Annotated in this window: 9 protein-coding genes; 2 read left to right on the top strand and 7 right to left on the bottom strand. The window is 44.4% G+C overall.

Annotated features, from left to right (window positions below; all coding sequences use genetic code 11):
* Positions 1-14: 14 nt before the first annotated feature.
* The 5 genes from lplA to ACYQ0Y_RS05190 form a co-directional block, all read right to left on the bottom strand.
* Positions 15-1037 (bottom strand): lipoate--protein ligase, encoded by a 1023-nt coding sequence (lplA, locus tag ACYQ0Y_RS05170; RefSeq protein WP_407884561.1) that lies wholly within the window; start codon positions 1035-1037, stop codon positions 15-17.
* A gap of 155 nt (positions 1038-1192) precedes the next feature.
* The gene (locus ACYQ0Y_RS05175; RefSeq protein ID WP_407884560.1) at positions 1193-3112 is read right to left on the bottom strand and encodes an ABC transporter ATP-binding protein/permease; all 1920 of its coding nucleotides are present in this window, start codon (positions 3110-3112) and stop codon (positions 1193-1195) included.
* 214 nt (positions 3113-3326) lie between these two features.
* The gene (locus ACYQ0Y_RS05180) at positions 3327-3710 is read right to left on the bottom strand and encodes a MarR family transcriptional regulator (protein ID WP_459935458.1); all 384 of its coding nucleotides are present in this window, start codon (positions 3708-3710) and stop codon (positions 3327-3329) included.
* A 335-nt stretch (positions 3711-4045) separates the two neighbouring features.
* A complete protein-coding gene (locus ACYQ0Y_RS05185; protein ID WP_407884961.1) occupies positions 4046-4609 on the bottom strand; it encodes a recombinase family protein in 564 nt (187 codons plus the stop codon).
* A gap of 90 nt (positions 4610-4699) precedes the next feature.
* Positions 4700-5377: a metal-dependent hydrolase gene (locus ACYQ0Y_RS05190; RefSeq protein WP_407884963.1), complete on the bottom strand. Its 678-nt coding sequence runs from the start codon at positions 5375-5377 to the stop codon at positions 4700-4702.
* A gap of 193 nt (positions 5378-5570) precedes the next feature.
* Between ACYQ0Y_RS05190 and ACYQ0Y_RS05195 the strand changes: the two genes are divergently transcribed.
* Positions 5571-6035: a universal stress protein gene (locus ACYQ0Y_RS05195; RefSeq protein ID WP_407884965.1), complete on the top strand. Its 465-nt coding sequence runs from the start codon at positions 5571-5573 to the stop codon at positions 6033-6035.
* Between the two features lie 473 nt (positions 6036-6508).
* A complete protein-coding gene (locus ACYQ0Y_RS05200; RefSeq protein ID WP_407884967.1) occupies positions 6509-10189 on the top strand; it encodes a MucBP domain-containing protein in 3681 nt (1226 codons plus the stop codon).
* Positions 10190-10471: 282 nt separating this feature from the next.
* Here the strand turns inward: ACYQ0Y_RS05200 and ACYQ0Y_RS05205 are convergent, their stop codons facing one another.
* Complete coding sequence (locus ACYQ0Y_RS05205) at positions 10472-11293, bottom strand: class A sortase (RefSeq protein ID WP_407884969.1); 822 nt, start codon at positions 11291-11293, stop codon at positions 10472-10474.
* Positions 11294-11487: 194 nt separating this feature from the next.
* Positions 11488-19503 (bottom strand): mucin-binding protein, encoded by an 8016-nt coding sequence (locus ACYQ0Y_RS05210; protein WP_459935459.1) that lies wholly within the window; start codon positions 19501-19503, stop codon positions 11488-11490.
* Between the last annotated feature and the right edge of the window lie 95 nt (positions 19504-19598).

The raw sequence follows: 19598 nt of genomic DNA on the forward strand, positions 1-19598 counted from the left end.
TCACCCATCGCGCTTTAAACGACCGGTGCTTGTTTTGTCAATAAATCCACCAACTCATCAGCGCTAATCTTGCCGAAGTAATTAGTCAATGGCAGTTTGTTTAAAACGTCAGCAACACTTTGCCGATCATAGCGAGTCCCGACTAACTGCTTTTCTACTTCACCGATCGCTGCCTGCCCGAAGAAATCACCACTAATCAACATCTGGGTGATGCGACCTTCATCCACGTCAAATGAAAATTCTACCGTACCTGCTGGAAAATGACGGCGCCGCTGAACGCTAAACACTGGTGATTTGCCGTAAATCCAATCCCAATTCTTGAAATAATCGGTTACCAGTTGTTGTACCCCCATTTGGCCTTGCGCGTCTAATTCATAAGGCGTGGCTTGACTTAAATCGCTAACACCAAGGATTTGCTTAGCAAGTGTGTCACGAAATGATTCAATCGTCAGTTGTTGATATGCCGGTTTGAAGTATGGTTTTAGATTAGTTACACGACTCCGGACGGATTTGATTCCCTTAGACGCAATTTTATCCGCCGGCACCTTTAACGCTTTAGCTAGGACCGACTGATCCACGTCGTACATCAGTGTTCCATGAGAAAACATTCGCCCGTTTTCGGCGTGCATCGCATTGCCAGAGAACTTCTTGCCATCGTTCGTCAAATCATTGCGCCCTGTCATCGCTGCTCCAGTGGCGCCTAGTTCATGGAGTGCCTTAATCACTGGATCAGTGAACCGCTTGAAGTTACCGACCGCGTCCCCGTCATCTTGGGCAATAAAGCTAAAGCTCACATTCCCCAAGTCATCATACACAGCACCACCACCGGAGGTTCGCCGGGTCAAAATAATGTGGTGTTGATCAACATAGTCTTGATTAATTTCTTCCAACACATTTTGGTAACGTCCAACAATAATGCAAGGATCATTGATATAAAAATAAAGGATCGGCTCTGATAAGTCAGCATGTTCCATTAAATAGGTTTCAATCGCTAAGTTCTCACGAATATCGCGACTTTGGCTCGCTAAATATTTCATGTATCATTCACCTCTGCTGGTATTGTAGGCTACTTTTTACCACAATGGTCGAAAATAATGTTCTTTCATTTGCTCAAATTAAAAACGGCACTCGATTTGAACCCCACTAACAGTGGTGATTGGATCGAGTGCCGTTTTAAAAATGTTAACTTTGCTTATTCCACAGCTAATGATTCAATCGGATCAAGCTTAGCCGCCTGATGTGATGGTGCCAAAGCAGCCAACAAGCTGATAATGACGCTAATCAACAGACCGAAGATCACATAACCACCTGTCATCTGAATGATTGCGAAGTGGATGGCACCACTGGCAAAGTGATTAATCAACAACTCAACCAGCCAGGCGAGGATAACGCCCAGGATAGCGCTGAATAACCCAATAAAGAAGGCTTCTGAAACAAATAAATTCCGAATGTCACTGCGTCGAACACCCAATGCCCGTAGTACCCCAATTTCTTTGGTTCGTTCGGAAACACTGATGTAAAGCACGACGATAATCATGATCGCAGAAACTAACAACGAAATAGCTGCAATCCCTGCCAAAACATAGAAGGCTAAAGAAATATAGGTATTTAGGCTATCTAAGATTGCCCCAACCCCAGTGATCGTAAAGGCTGTCTTACCGTTAGTCTTTAATGCTTTGATCTTATTTTGAACGGACTTTGTTGTTTGCACATCCTTCGTAGAAACAGCCGCAAAGTTTGGCCGCAAAGTCACGTGCTTTTCCGTATACATGTTCTGTAATGTCCCATAAGAAACAGCATCGGTACCAGAATTAATAATTCCCGAAACTTTTAAGTTGCGTTGTAAGCCAACGGGTTGATTATTATCATCAACAGTTGTCATGCTGAAATTCAAAGTTTTGCCAACCAACGATTTATAGTCTTTACTCAACTTTTTAGCCGTCGTCTTAGTGATCAAAATTTCATTGGTTCCTGGTTTATGACCTAATTTGATATCGCGAACTTTTTCCGTTTTATTCCATGTCTGGAACTGGAAAATCTTTTGAGTCTTGCCTTGATAAGCAACTTGAACCCCATTAGCGACGTAACTACCAGGCACAACGTTCGTGACACCGCTAACTTTATCAATTCGAGCACGATCCGCCTTAGTCATTTCCACTGCTTTGAGAGATTCTTGATTTGTCTTCTTCGCCACTTGAATGGTCGTTGGATTGATCTGACTCGTTATTTGATCATTCATATAGGCCTTGACCCCGTTGCCAAGTGCCAACATCAAAATGACACTAAAGATCCCAATTGAACCACCAAAGATAATCAACAGATTGCGCTTGGTATTATATTGCATATGTTTCAAGCTCATCTTTAATGTTGAACGGAAACTCAGATGTTTAGTCTGGGTCGATAATTGTTTACCCTCAACTGGAAAGGCCGGCTTTAATTCTCGATCTTCATTGATCTTGCCATCTTCCATGTGGACAATGCGCGTCCCATGTTCCGCTACCGCTTCACTATGAGTCACACAGATGACTAACTTGCCGCTTTCAGCAATCCCGTCCATCAACTCCAAAATTTCTTGGGTGTTTTGTGAATCTAACGCGCCAGTTGGTTCATCAGCAATGATGACGTCTGGATCAGATGCCAATGCCCGAGCGATCGCCACTCGTTGTTTTTGACCACCGGAAATTTGATTTGGATATTTGTGGATGTGCTCGCTCAAACCGACTTGTTCTAGCAAACCTGTCGCGCGTTTGACCTGCTCATTATGTGATAGATTCGTCATTTCCAAGCTTACCATGACATTATCTAAGAGTGTCAGATGACTAATAAGGTTAAAACTTTGGAAAACAAACCCGATCGTTTGCCGGCGATAGTTATCCAGCTCTCGATCATTAGCTGCATGCATTGACTTTCCGTCTAATAACACGTCGCCTTCATAATTACGGTCTAAGCCACCGATGATATTCATCAGCGTTGACTTCCCACCACCGGATTCACCCAAAATCGACACAAATTCGCCACGTTCGAATTTTAAGCTGATGCCTTTTAAGACAGGAAATGGTTCTTTATTCACATAATAGGACTTGTGAATGTCCTTCAATTCCAGAAAGCTCACAATATTGCCCTCACAATCCTTTATAAGTTTAAAATTCCATTGACATTAACAGTAGCAAACTCACCGTTGGTAAACAAATAATCGACCACGAGATCGCAAACCCTTACCCTTTCTTAATTAATTGTTTCCTTAGGAAAGATATCTAACCCGATTAAACAAATAACCGTCCACACATGGTGGGCGGTTTATTATTCAATCTATCTATATTCAATAACTATTTACCAATATAATCAGCGACGGGCTGAAGAGGATCTTCAGTTAATTGATTCAACCGCGCATCTGTTCGCTTAATTCCATCCAACACTAATTCTTTGCCATCATCGGTTAAATGAACTTGCTCACGTCGACGATCAACTTCACTACGCTCTGTAATTAACGCACCACTTTGTAATAAACGCTTTAATTGGCTAGATAATACAGAACGACGAACCTGTAACTTGTCGGCCAATTCACTGACACCAAATACACTATCATTTTGATAGACCGTGAACAAAATTCGCCAGGCACTCTCATTCAAATCACCGGAATCAATCACATTCGCTTGTTTTACTAATGCACCAAGCTCGTAGTAACGTCCAATATAATCTCTTGCAGTCATAATCATTCCCTCATTTCGTCAACTGGCCAGCTAACAACCACTCTCGTATGTAAAAGGTAGTGAATCACGGCTCTAGCCCGTCCAATATAATTGGAAAAAACCAACGTTTTTTCCAGCTATTCTTTTACCGTCAGACATTAAAAGACAACTTGATAATAACGGCATTTAGCCCTCATTAAATCTTGTCACGTCCGTAATCGAAAAAACGTTGGTTTTTTCCAGCCGAATCATTACTATCTTTATACTTTGCTATTATAAACTTTTTCGCATATCCGCTCAACCCTTAATAATGTCGAACTGATTATATTTTGATTCAAAAATGATCAAGCTTCGTTCTATCTCAGTTCACGACTTTTTGAAAGTTTATAAACATATGATTCACTGACCCCAAATTGTTCACTCAACTCCCTGACAGACACTCTTCGTTTGGCATGTAAGTTGCAAACTTTATCTTCTTGCTCTGGCGACAATTTTCGCCGCCGTCCAAGTGGCTTATCAGTCACCTTCAAGGCATCCCGAGTTCGTTCACTAATCATATCGGCTTCCAATTCCGCCACAGCTGATAGCATATTAAACATAAACCGACCATTCGTTGTCCCGGTATCTAAATTATCGTGAATCGATCGAAAGCGTGCCCCACGCTCATCTAACTCAGCCACGATATTTACCAATTGTCGGACACTACGCCCTAAACGATCAAGCTTGTAGACGAGTAATGTGTCACCTTCCTCTAAACAAGCTAAGGCTTTAGTTAGTTCCGGGCGACTGGATTTCCGACCAGAAACCTGTTCTGAAAAAATTTGTTCAGGATGAAATTTGGAAACAGCCTGCCGCTGAAATTCAATGCCAAGGTCTTGATGATTGGTGCTCGTTCGTACATAAGCGATTATTTTTGCCATAGTTTCTCCTCATCTTTTATGCTCCAACAGCCAATTATACAGCACCGAAACATTGTACGAGTTATAATCGTTTACACACTTCCCTTACTTTTAAAGGTTAAACGTCTCTCCAGATTTAAGCACCTGCACAACACCAGTTGGCAATTTTGCTTGTAAATCTTTCGGATCCTGCCGAATCGTGTCATAAGTGTTGTAATGAACGGGAATTACTGTTTTAGCCTGCAACCTTGTCGCACACATTGCTGCCTCACTAGGACCCATGGTAAAGCGTCCGCCAATTGGCAACACTGCTACGTCAATATCAAAGGCCTTACCGAACAAGCCCATGTCACCAAAATTAGAGGTATCGCCTGCATAAAAGACGGTTTTACCCTCCGCACGAATAAGAAAACCGCAAGCATCGCCAACGTAATGGGTCTGTCCGTTCAGCGTTAGACTAGAACTATGCTGTGCGTGCATTAATTTAACAAAACCAAATGGCAATGAGGCACTGCCACCTAAATTCATGGGATAAGCGATGGCACCGTGCGCCTCAGCATAATTAGCTAGTTCGGTTACCGCAATAATTGGTGCTTGATTAGCAATCGAAAGTTCAATCATATCCCCGACATGATGGGCATGGCCGTGAGACACAAAAATTGCGTCAACGTGGTGGGGCAGTGTGAGATCGGACTGCGGATTGCCTGTAATAAATGGGTCAAAGATTAATACCTGGCCTGTTGATAGCACCAATTCAAAACATGAATGACCATGAAAGATTAATTTCATTTTTCTGACCCCCTTGTCAAGATTTTTATAAAACATTGTCACCTGCATTATAAGAGGACGGTTGCAAAAATGCTTCATTTACCCTTCAGGACTAAACCTTAGAACCCCAAAATTATTCGTCAGGCACGTGCAATGCTATACTGAAGTTGAAGCTTTCTACTGTTCACAAACTAACAATAAGGTGGTCTTTATTATGAATAAAGTAATTCTTGTGGCCGTTGATGCCTCTTCTGAAGCTGGTAAAGTGTTGAGCTATGCCGCTAAGCTAGCCAAATTGGATGGTCTTAATTTGCGTTTATTGAGTGTTATCCATTCCACTAGTAACCCTTACAATATTAGTGTGACAGCCAATGACATCATTACCCGCAATGTCACAATGAACGGTGAAATTGAACACGAAAATGACCACTTATTACAAAACACGCACAATTACCTAGAACAACTTGCCCATGATCAAGGCTTAAATCCAAGCGACCTTGATATTCAAGTGCTAGAGGGTAATACTAAACAACGTCTAGTTGACGCAGTCAGTGAACCAGATGTCACCGAGTTAGTGATGGGGGCGCTGGGAACTCACCGACTAACTGGTAATCTACTTGGTTCCGTGGCAGATTACGTCATTCGCCAATCAGCAAAGACCGTCACTGTTGTTAAATAACTATTATCGATAAAGAAAGGATCTACCCTTACGACTTACTATGATATTTTTGGGACGGCCCATACGGACTGCCATAAAGTAACCAGTCAAAATCACTATGCCCGCGTTTTCTTCATTGAAGATGGCGCAGGTCGGCGGTTCGAATGCCTTAAAGAGGATCCTGAACCAGTCAAACGTCCGGGCCTCAGTACAGAGCACTTCCACACAGGGGCACCAACGACGGCAGCTGGCGCTTATTATGATGTCGCACAAAGAAAAGAACCGCGCGTTTAATTCAATTTAGATCTGTCAGGTTATCACAAAACCTGGCAGATTTTTTTATTTATATTCAAACTACATGTAACAAGTTCTACCAGTGGTTTTAAATCACAATAATTTTGAAAGCGGTTTTATTTTTTGGGTTTTCAATTTCTATATGTTACATTTTTCTTATAAAAAGGATAATATTATGCCAACACCGTGGAGGTGCCTACATGAAAAAGACGATTTTAGCTGCCACTTTGCCATTAGTAGCAGGTAGCTGCTTAACGGGTATGCCAGCCCTAATTGTTAGTGCTGACAAAACCGATAAGCAGCCACACGCTCAGATCTTTAAGCCCAAGACAAGTTCTGTGTTAAACGAATTAATTTTGTCAAAACAACAAGCTACTAGCCAAGAAATTTCTAATCAGGCAAGCAAATCCATTGTCGAAGTGACGCCTGAAAATTTTTTGGATCACTTTGGGCTCCAATCAAATGCTACTTATAATAATGGTGTCGTCACCTTAACCCCCGATAAAACACAACAAAAAGGCAGCATGTTCTTAAAGGACAAAGTAGACTTTACCAAAGACTTCACCTTTGAAGGCGCCGTTGATTTGGGTTCAAAAGTTGGTCCAAGTGGCGCGGATGGTATCGCCTTCTTCTTTCATGCTGGTGAGCCATCAGCAATCGGAAATTATGGCGCTTTATTAGGTATGAACTTACCGAATACCTTTGGTTTAAAATTGGATACCTTTTTCAATGACTATAGTGCTCCAGATCCTAATTCAAACGATGAATCTCACTTCTTCGGTTGGCCAGCTGACTTAAGAATCGATAAAGCCAATCAGTATGGTGCCTGGGTTCAAACCGACGCTAGCGGTAACCCAAGCTATGACTTCAACCAAGCACAAGCAATCCCAGATACAGAAATGAATGGCCAATTCCAGAATTTCAAAATGACCTATACTGCCGCTGGAAATCAACTGACAATTACCTATGGTGCTCACACTTGGACGAAGACCGTCTCGGAGCCCGACGTTGCTAAAGCTTTCACAATTGCAGCCAGTACCGGTGCGATGAGTAATTTGCAGCAAGTCAAATTCACTAAAATGTCTTATACACCAGACAATGAAGCCCCTGCAAAGATTAACGTTAAATACGTCTATGTTGATCCGTCCTCAGGAAATGAGCGAGAAGTCTCACCAATGACTGAAGCTATCGGCGAAGATGGCGAAGAATACATTTCAAAACCAGCCGTTGTTTCAGGGTACAAATTGGATGAATCACGTCTACCAGATAATGCCACTGAAATTTTTGATTCCGAAAATGTCAAAACAATCACTTATTACTATCTTCGCGATCCAGATAGCCTACGTAATGTCGTGCGAATGCAATTCCTCAAACAAGGAACTGATATTCAATTAACTAGTGAAGAGGAAATGAGCGATTTTGTAGGTGAAACTTGGACCAGTCCTTACATTGATACCCCCAAAGCAATTCCTGGATGGCATCTTGTTGAACGTCCTACAACCGAAACTGGCATTTACGCAAGTCCAGAAATAACAGGACCCACTGTTTTAAAATACTATTATGAACAAAATGACCCAATTGAGTACGGAAAAATTACCGTTGAATATCGTAACCGACAAACTAACGAAGAAGTAGCTACTCCTGAGACTCTTGAGGTTCCCCTATCCACTCAATACAACATCACTGACTTACGCAAATCAGTCCCTGGCTATCAACTCGTGGATTACCCCATTGAACAGGGTACTTTATCCACACCTACCTTAACACTGATCTACTACTACGATGAAATCCCACAAGCATCTGCTGTCACCGTTCATTACGTGGACAAAGACCGACAAGACGTTGACCTCATTGCATCTAAGCGGTTGACTGGTATTGCTGGCGATGAGTATTCAGCCGATGTCGAGGATATCGATGGCTATGAAATTTACGATCAGAGCCAGGCAACCGGCTTCTTTGAAAAAGAAGAACGCGACGTTTACATTTTGTATACCAAGACACCAGATCCAGTTGAAAAAGGAACCGTCCATGTCGTTCACCAATATGAAGATGGCACTAAAATTGATGAAGCAACGTTAACTGGCGACATTGGTGAACCATATAATACTAAGCCTTTAGAGGACTATCAATTAGCTGAAAATGGTCAACCCGAAAATGCCAACGGTACCTTTACCTCTGATCCACAAACGGTGACTTACGTTTATACCAAAACACCAGATCCAGTTGAAAAAGGAACCGTCCACGTCGTTCACCAATATGAAGATGGCACTAAAATTGATGAAGCAACGTTAACTGGCGACATTGGTGAACCATATAATACTAAGCCTTTAGAGAACTATCAATTAGCTGAAAATGGTCAACCCGAAAATGCCAACGGTACCTTTACCTCTGATCCACAAACGGTGACTTACGTTTATACCAAGACACCAGATCCAGTTGAAAAAGGAACCGTCCACGTCGTTCACCAATATGAGGATGGCGAAACCATTTCAACCGAAGACCTAACCGGTGATGTAGCAACCGCCTATACGACTAAACAATTGACCGGTTATAAGTTGGCCGACGATGGTTATCCAGACAATGCTAATGGTACCTTTACCTCGGAGTCGCAAACGGTGACCTACACGTATGTAAGGGAAACACCGCCTGTTGAGATCGGTTCCATTCACGTCATTCATCGTTATCAAAACGGCGAAGTTATCGCTGAATACACTTCTTCGGATGTCGTAGGCGCTAGCTACAAGACAGAACCTTTAGCTGGTTATGACTTAATTAGCACACCGGACAATGCGAACGGAACTTACGCATCTGAGACGCAAACCATTGTCTACGAATACAAGGATGTTGATCCAGAGCCGCCGGTGACGAATGGAACGGTTAACGTGGTCCATCAATATGAGGATGGCACTAAAATCACTGAATATTCAATGGCCGGAGCAGTCGGCCAGGATTACCTAACGGAACCATTGCCAGATTACACTTTAACTGCCAATGGACAACCAGCTAATGCAACTGGTAAATTTATTGATGGGACAATCCAAGTCACCTACATCTATGAAAAGCCAGAAGATCCACAGCCACCAGTTCAACTGGGACAAGTTACCGTTAATCATCAATATGAAGATGGTACGTTAATCCACAGTTACGAATTGGCTGGTCCGGTGGGCGAAGCTTATCAAACTGAACCAATTGCTGGATTATCATTAGTAACTCAACCTACTAATGCAAAGGGACAGTACACGAATCAACCGCAAACGGTAACTTATGTCTACCGTAACGGTGATCCAGACCCACAACCACCTGTTCAATTGGGACAAGTTCACGTTATTCACCAATATGAAGATGGTAGCCTCATTCACGATTACCGGACTAGCGGTATCGTCGGCGACGCTTATACCACATCGCCGCTTCCAGGCTATCAATTGGTGAAAAAACCAGCCAATGCCAACGGGGAATTTACTGCTAATGAGCAAACCGTCATTTACGTTTACGCACAGGCTGATCCGGAACCTGGTAATCCTGAGGAGCCCGAAGATCCAACTAATCCGATTGATCCAGAGGGTCCGACTGACCCAAGCCGTCCAACTGATCCAACAAGTCCTGAGCATCCGACCGCGCCAGCAGATCCAAGTGGAACCGGTACTGCAACTGCGAACACGGTCCAATCACCAAGCACTGGCCTCACTGAAGACTTACTGGCTACAACCAATCGCAAGTCAACACCGGCAGCGAATAAAAACGCTTCATCATTATCAAAGCCGGCTGCTGAAAAAACGCCTGATACTGGCCGACAACAGTCACGAAAGACCTCCATCTTGGTTGGCATCGGACTCTTCTTGACTTCCCTGTTTACACTGAGCTTCTACCGGCGCCGTCACTAATCATTGACCCCAACTAGAAATAATAAAGCTGCTTCTCAAATCTGAGAGGCAGCTTTTTTGCGCCTAATCAATTCTATTAAATGAATCACTTAGAATGCTCTTTGCCAATTCTCTTGTCACTTGTAATCCTCCCCGACGTCCACTGTTAGGTCGCTCGTCAAATAATGTTATTTCATAAAACAGCTTGACCGATACCTACAAAATTGGTCGTTGGAGCAGTTAATCCACAAAAAAAGTGCCGACCAAATTGATCGACACGATGATTCGTAGAGCATGATTTAATTATTTACTGCCACCAGCGTCCCCGTTAGCACCTTCCTCAGTGCCAGGATTAAACCAACTGGCGTGAACATTGGTATTTTGCTTCTCAAGGTCAAATAGATTAACCACTTTGGCCGGCGCTTTCTGCCACGTATAGGTCTTCGTCAGTTTGGCATTCGTGATAATACGATACTGCGTGCTGGGAAACAGACAGCTGATGATCGTCACGACTGGTTTCTTGGTTGGATTCAAGACACTAACGTCATCTTCATTAACCAACGTTTGCCGACCAATCTTATAGGCGTAGATCCCCTTGTCATTGGCCAAATACAACATCTTGCCCTTTAACCAATTGCTACCCTTTAATTTACCGTTGACTAAATATGGCGCGTCTTCATTTAACTTATCTTGTAACGCACTAAAACCCGTTTTACCGTCATTAAAGTTGTGACTGGCCAAGCCATAGTTACCTTGACCCATGACAGGAACCGTCTTGCCATCTGGATCAACAGCGCTTCGATTCGCATAGTTAGCCCCAGCTGCTAAGCCTTTATCTGAATACGCGTCATTAAAGATTGGTTGCAAGATGCCAACGTTAGGAATGCTGACAAATCCTTGTTTAGTTAAGTCTTGATCAGATTGCGTTTGTCGCATGATTTGGCGTTCAATACGCTGACGTGTCCCTTGGCTAACCTTGCTGTGGCTTAATTTAGCGACTTGATGCGTGGTCTGATACCGTGTCACGTTACTACGCACGTTGAGCCAGTTGTATTGATACCCAATGTAGCCGAGGGATCCGAGACAAATTAAAAGCAGCAACCCGCGAATTATTTTCCTAATCAAATTCTGTCTCCCTTATAAACACCATTGGCGTTAAATTCTGTACATAATAATACTGTACATTCACGAAAAAGACTATCTTTTAAGATTTTAGTTAATCATATGGAAAGACACTTTCCCTCAAGTCTTATGTTACCAAAAAGACGCCGGCATAAGTCGACGTCTTTTTGGTAACACGTTTAAGCCTTAAAAACAAATTACTTAACGTTCTTTTTTCTCCGCAAACTACCCAGACCGAATAAGCTAAGCACTGCTAACCATAACGTTGTTAATAAGCCATGCCGTTGCGCATCTGTCTTCGGTAAGCTGGCACGTTGTGGTGCAGTTGGTTGCGGTTGGTGATTAAACCGTTGCATTCTCGTTTGAACCGGTACTGCTTCAACAGGAACACTTGACTCAACTGGGGTGATTGATTCACTTGGTTGATTTGGTTGAGTCGGTTCAACTGGTGTCGTTGGTTTGTTTGGTCGACTTGGTTGAGTCGGTTCAACTGGTGTTGTTGGTTCACTTGGTTGAGTCGGTTCAACCGGTGTTGTTGGTTCACTTGGTTGAGTCGGTTCAACCGGTGTTGTTGGTTCACTTGGTTGAGTCGGTTCAACCGGTGTTGTTGGTTCACTTGGTTGAGTCGGTTCAACCGGTGTTGTTGGTTCACTTGGTTGAGTCGGTTCAACTGGGTTAACCGGCTGAGTTAATGGTGTGTAGTAGACAATCACATGCATTGCTCGATCACCATTGTATGAACCAGGAATGACCTTTTCACCGATAACTGGTAGGGAAGGTTCACCAAAACCATCTAATTGTGGTGAAGTAACCGTCCCTAAGACATCCGTTCCATCAACGACCCAAGCATTTAATGCGTCTGTCGTATCAACCATCCCATCCCCATCGATGTCGTAGCCAAGTAATTGCCCAGTCACGGCATCAACTAACGCGGTTCGATGATAAGTGACCGTCTGAACCACTGGGGTTGCTACCGGAGTGCCTGTTGACCGATTCAAATAAGTGATCGTCCGTGTAATCGTCTTTGTCAATTGATCAGGACTGGTCTCTGCTGGCCACTTTGGTCCGTTTGGATCGGCCGGATTGATTGGTTCACCGGGGTTGCCAGGGTGAGTTGGAGTCGTGGATACCACCTGATGATCATAATACACGTTGACAGTTAATTGACGCGCTCCACGATAATCAGCTGGAATTGGTAATTCATCGACCATATACTGACTAGCTACCGAATACCCGAGACTTTGTAAGTTTGGTGAAACTACGGCCACCAATTCAGTTGAACCGTCCGCCTGCCAGGCAGTAGTCCCATCATCTGTATCTACCTGTCCGTCACCATTGATGTCATAACCAAGTAACTGTCCAGTAACCCGATCAACAATGGCCGTTCGACGGTAACTGACCGTTTGCACGACTGGTGTAGCCAGTGGCAAATCGGTTTGCCGGTCGAGATAGTTGATGGTTCGCGTAACCGTCTGCGTTAAATCATCAGCAGCTGTGCCTTGTGGCCACTTTGGTCCATTAGGTTGCGCTGGGTCAATTGGCTGACCGGGCTGTTCCGGCCAGAATGGCGTTACTGAAGTGGTTGCGTGATCATAATAAACATTCACAACGAGATTCATCTCTCCTTTGTAATTTGCCGAAATCATTTGAGCCGCGACTTGCTTAAGTGTAGCTGATTGATAACCTTGAGCACTTAAATCTGGTGAAGTCACTGCGGCTAGAAGAGTCGCTCCGACGCTTACCCATGCTTGCTGGCCATCTGTCGTATCCACTTTTCCGTCACCAGTCGTATCATAACCCAAAAGTTGCCCAGTAACCTGATCAATAATCGCCGTCCGGTCATAACTGACCTGTTGAACAACCGGCGTAGATACAACTTGTCCGGTTTGTTGATCCAAATAGTTAATTGTTCGCGTTACTGTCTCGCTTAAATCGCTAGCAGCAGTCTCTGCTGGCCACTTTGGCCCATTTGGCTCATTCGGATTAATTGGTTGACCAGGCTGACCTGGTGTTGTTGGAGTCACTGGCAGTGTTGCGTGGTCATAATAAACATTCACAACCATAGTTGCATCACCACTGTAGCTATTCGTTAGTGTCAATGCATTCACACTTTGTGGATCAGCAGTCTGATAGCCATCAGCAATGAGATCCGGTGAAACTACCGCGGCTAATTGGTTAGATCCTTCGATCCGCCAAGCTTCATCTGCATCGGTCGTATCGACTTGGCCGTCGCCAATGGTGTCATAACCTAACAACGCACCAGTTACCTTGTCAATAATTGCAGTACGTACAAAAGTTACCTGTTGGGTCACTGCGGTAGCGACTGAATGACCTGTCTGTCGATCCAAATAGTTAATCGTACGAGTCACAGTTTTGCTTAAATCCGCCTGATCCGTTCCTGCTGGCCATTTTGGCCCATTTGGCTCATTCGGATTAATTGGTTGACCAGGCTGACCTGGGGTAGTTGGCGTTACCGGCAGTGTTGCGTGGTCATAATAAACATTCACAATCATGGCCGGATCACCACTGTAGCTATTCGTTAGTGTCAATGCATTCACACTTTGTGGATCAGCGGCCTGATAGCCATCAGCAACGAGATCCGGTGAAACTACCGTGGCTAATTGGTTAGATCCTTCGATCCGCCAAGCTTCATCTGCATCGGACGTATCGACTTGGCCGTCACCAGTGGTGTCATAACCTAACAACGCACCAGTTACCTTGTCAATAATTGCAGTACGTACAAAAGTTACCTGTTGGGTCACTGCGGTAGCGACTGAATGACCTGTCTGTCGATCCAAATAGTTAATCGTACGAGTCACAGTTTTGCTTAAATCCGCCTGATCCGTTCCTACTGGCCACTTTGGCCCATTTGGCTCATCGGGATTAATTGGCTGGCCTGGTACGCCCGGCTGGGCTGGCGTCGCAGTCGTCGTTTGGTGATCATAGTAGACGTTCACTGTAATCTGCGGTGTACCTGTATAGGTGGTTGCAATCGTTTGAGCGGCTACTACAGTCGGATTGGCTAATTGATAGCCTAAATCGCTTAAATCTGGTGAGGTTACCGCAGCTAATTGATCCGTACCCTTAATGACCCACGCTTGTGCAGCATCAGTCACATTGGCATTACCGTCGCCGGTCGTGTCATAGCCGACAATATTACCGGTAACTTGGTCGACAATCGCCGTACGCGTTAAAGTAACGGCCTGATTAACCTGCGGTGAAACCACCGCATTAATCTGCTTATCAAGATAGTTAATCGTTCGCGTGATCGTCTGGCTTAGTGAATCAGCGTCCGTTCCGGTTGGCCATTTTGGTCCATTTGGATTGTTCGGATTAATTGGTTGACCGGGTACACCTGGTTGTTGCGGTGTAACAGGTTGCAACTGGTGCGCATAATAGACATTCACCACTAAGTTGCTGTTACCGTCATAGTCACCAGTGATGGTTTGAGCTGGGACTTGTTTAAGCGTTGCCGGTTGGTAACCATGGCTCGTTAAGTCTGGTGAGGTCTCAGCTGCCAACACAGCAGATCCACTCGGTTGCCAAGCTGCTGTCCCATCCGTTGTGTCAACGGTACCATTCCCATCTAGATCATAACCCAATAAGACCCCGGTTGCTCGATCCACAATCGCGGTGCGGGTCAAGGTCACGGCTTGGTTAATCGCAGGGGCCACTACAGCATTAGTCTGTTGATCTAAATAGTTAATGGTTCGCGTAACCGTCTTGGTCAGTGAGTTAATATCTGTCCCAGCCGGCCATTTTGGTCCATCGGGATTAGCGGGATCGATTGGTTGACCAGGTTGTTGTGGTTGGTTAGGGGTGACTGGCGTCGTTGCGTGATCATAATACACATTGACCACCTGACTTTGACCGCCATTATCTGGCGTCACTTTGAGCGCAGCGACTTGACTCAGTGAAGCAGGTAGATAACCCGCTGCCGTTAAATCAGGCGAAACTTCAGCCGCAAAAGTATCATCAGGGCTGGTTAATACCCACGCCTGGTTGGCATCAGTGGTCGTCACCTGTCCATTGCCAACGGTATCATAACCTAACAATGCGCCAGTGACTTGATCCACAATTGCGGTTCGCGAGTAGCTTACTTGTTGTTGCACTTGTTTAGCCACCACTGCACCCGTTTGCCGGTCAAAGTAGTTAATCGTCCGAGTTGAAATTTGACTTAAATCAGTAGCAGCAGTACCAGTAGGCCATTTTGGTCCATCAGGATTCTGAGGATCAAGAGGTTGCCCTGGTTGGCCTGGCTGAGTTGGTGTTACTGGGACCGTACCATGTGCATACATAACTGTCACCGCAAATTGATCAGCGCCTGAATAGTCTGGCATAATCACTTGGTCTGCAACGATCGCTTGATCGGGCGCTGAATACCCTTGGCTAGTTAAATCGGGTGATAATACTGCGCCAAGTGTGTCACTAGCACTGGCTAATTCCCAGCCGCCATCACTGGCCGTTTGCGTTGGCTTGCCGGTAGTTGGATCAGGTGCATAACCTAATAGTTGGCCAGTCACAGCATCAACAACCGCTGTCCGGTTGTAACTCACACTTGAAATTACATCAGGCGCCACTGACTTACTTGGATCGTTAGCGTCAACGTAATGAATCGTCCGCGTCACGGTTTTGGTCAAGTTACTGTCAGCAACCCCAGCAGGCCACACTGGTTGATTAGGATTATCAGGATTAATCGGATCACCAGGAACCAAATGTTGACCTGGCGTTACTGGTACTAACTGATGATCGTAAGCGATCGTCACCGATAACTGATCATTTGGCATCGCGGTAGCACTTGGCACATTAGGTAAACCAGTGGGCGTTGGTGAGGTGATGTCGTGAGGATTAATCAGGCCATATTCACTTAAGTCCGGGCTCGTTACTGCCGCATACGTACCGGTCTTTGGTAGCCAAGCCTGATTGCCATTGTCTGGTTCAACGTCAACTGCCCCATCACCATTGGTGTCATAGCCAAGGATTGTCCCGGTCACTTCATCCACAACAGCGTGCCGATCAAAAGTAACTTTTTGAACCACTTCACCATTATTGGTCTGTGCAACTTTGATCGGATCTAACGTATTGGCGTCAACATAGGTAATTGTTCGTTGGCCAATCGTTTGTAATGAGGCTAAGTCAGTTCCACTTGGCCACTTTGGTCCATTCGGATTAGCTGGGTCGATTGGCTGTCCTGGTTGACTAGGATTATCGGGCGTCACAACAGTCTGATCATGAACAAAGGCAATCGTAAAGGATTGGGTTGTTTGATCATCTTCATCATAGGTCAATGGCAGACTAGTTAAATCAGTCACTAAATGATAATGCAGAGCCGTTAACTGATTAACAATCTCTTGCAACGTTGCACCATTGTTAAATGTTGGCACGACTGGTTGATTGAACGTGCCACTAACAGTTCGATCAGCATCCGTTGGCACATTGGTCAATGAATTGATTGACTGGTTATTGTCTGTCGCATCGACAAAATTAAAAATTGCGGTCTGCGTGTTGGTAAAGCCAATCGTCACTGTTAATGTATCCCCGACTTTATCGATCAAATTTAACGTCGTGCCCTGTGGATTCAAAATTTCACCACTGTAAGTCAAATTACCGTTAGCAAAGGTCCACCCGGCTGGCAAGGTCGCCGAAGTCCAATCAAAGACTTGGGAGCCAGTTGTCTGTGTTGTACCATTCGTTGCAAAAGTTGGTTGAGCAGTGATTTGACTTACAGTTAGCGTCAATTGCCCTTTCGTCAAGTCTCCTAGTACCGTCACCTTAGCTAATGTATTGGCTGCTTTTAACCATAACGTTGAATTAATGGTCTTAACGTTTGCGTAATAACCAGTAGCTGTCCGATTGCCAGATAACTGAGCTGCTGGATTATCGGCATCTGAAGGAATGGCTGTGTAAACCACACCGTCAACCGGTGGTAAATCCAACGCTGTCTTCGTCTGAGTCGTGCCATTGGTAAATTCAACTGATTGTCCATCACTGTTGACAGACAGCGTATCTGGTACAAAGCCCCATAGATCGACACTACCTTTGCCATCGATTATCATCGATTGGCCATCTAACTTACGCACATAGTTCAGATCCAATTGACCTAATTTTGAGCGCTGGAAATTGTAAGCCGCTTTAACGACACTCGTGTAATCATAATCGGTACCCTTATAAGCAGCCAAAACATCAGCAAAGCTGGCATAAGTTGTCGGATCAGTTGCTAAGGCGCTGTTTGCATCAAGTGCTAGTGGGTTGAGCTGTTGTTCGGCAAATAGAACGCCGTCATCCCAGGCCCCAATGGTGGTATGCGGTTGACTGCCTGTTGTAGTAGGAGTTGACGCCGGCCGAGTACCTAACGCGTCTGTATAAGCATTCTGTCCGATTGCAGCTAAGGTTGATAGATCACCAGCAAATTCTGTGGCTAAACCAGAATTAATATTGGCTTTATAATATGGGAACCAATTCGGTTCATAAGTCGTACCGGTCCCTAACTGATCCGCGCCCAAATTTTGTTGTGCTGATAAGCTTTCAACGGAATTAATGGCTTGTTGTTGAATTTCCGTTAAGCCGGTTGGATCAGTCAAAGCTGCAACTTTTTTAATTCTGCCAAGCATGACGGCCAAAATGTCTTGGTACATTGTATTAAGCTCATTTTGATCAGCATAGGGATTAGCTATTGAGATCTTGTTAGTTAAGATGTTAAAACTTGTTGAATCACTATACGCTGTTTTTGCCGTACTAATTAAATCGCTAAATACCTGTCGACCGACTGTCACCATTTCCGATCCAATTGTTCTTAGAATCGTCACCGAGAGCGGATTATTAGCTGCATTTGCCGCCCATTTGATCAAGACATCAGACCAAGAATTATCAGAAAATTCAGTTAACCCAGCTTGAACATCTGCCTCGGCATCCGCTTCAATGATCGGATAGATACTCATCCGATCATTTTCAAAAGAAGTTTGTGCAGCCGTATAAATACCTGATGCATAATCAAGGCCCAATAATTTAACACTAGCTTGAGTTGAATTAGCGGCGGCGTAGTCAGCAAAGGCGACAGGTGAAGCATTTTCGGCTGTTATTCGAACACCATCTTCACCACCAGCCACATAAATTGGTGTTAGTTGGGCCAGAACTTTATTGAATAACTGGGTTCGATCAGCCAACCCATTTGGCATCGGGTATGCGACTGGATTTTGCAAATTCAGATTAAGATTGGGACCATCTTGATACGACACATTAGTCGTGAGATTGCTTAAAAATTGGCGTATCTCAAGGGCAATTCCATAGTAACCGAGATCTTTCGGTGAAATAGCATCAACATTACCAAATGTTGAGCTTAAATAACGATCACCAAAAGCAGCAAAATTATAGCCATATGTAAACGCTTGATTAAGATTGCCATTCACTTGTTCAAAGCGACTTGTTAGACCTTCTACGCTAAGTCCTGTACTTTGCTCAGTTGGTGTAACACCAGCATAGTTCCCTGCAAAACCGGCTGCCGTTGAGGTCATCAAATCACTCTCCGCCGCTTTAATCCCCGCTGCATAGACACTCAAAGTTTGTGCATAAGCAGACTGTTGTGGTGCGGTCAAGTTTATAAAATCTGCACCCTGATAATTAGCGGTTAAATTTGCCAAGACATTGGCACCAACACCTTGACCACCTTCAGGTTCTTGATTACTAAACTCACTAGTAATATCCGTCAAAGCAGCCGTTTCACCAATCGTTGCATCGCTAGCCGTCGGAGCCATAGTTACCAACGCCCTAGTTGGTGTAGCATTTGCTACTGAACTAACTGATACATTTTGGGATGATCCGCTAGCCGACGACGAGCTATCCACCGATGAACTCGCCACCATCGTTGCCGCGTCACTGAGTTGATCCGTTGCAATTGCATTACTTGTTGTTACAACCGCGGCGTTATCCGATTGGCTCACACTGCTATCATTTGTCGACGAATTGCTGATAGTTGCAGGGTTTACGGAATTTGAGTTAGCCATTGCACTACTATTAGTAGCATTTGAAGTTGCGATCAGAGCTGACTGATCACTAGCTGTTGCCGCCGATGATGTCGCTGCTTGATCTTGTTCAGGAGCGTCCGCCTTCGCTTGAGTTACAGTAGGCCCCGCCAAGTAGAATGCTGCAGCTGCCATTCCGGCAACTAGCCATCTTTTTTTGGCTTTATACATTTTAAAGTGTGTCTCTGAATTCATTGTATTGCTCCCCTCAGACATCTTTTTTTATTGCTTTTTAGCTATTGCTATGATGTTTATATTTATCAATTGATAACAACCTAATTGATAAACAC

The sequence above is a fragment of the Furfurilactobacillus curtus genome (assembly GCF_054657915.1).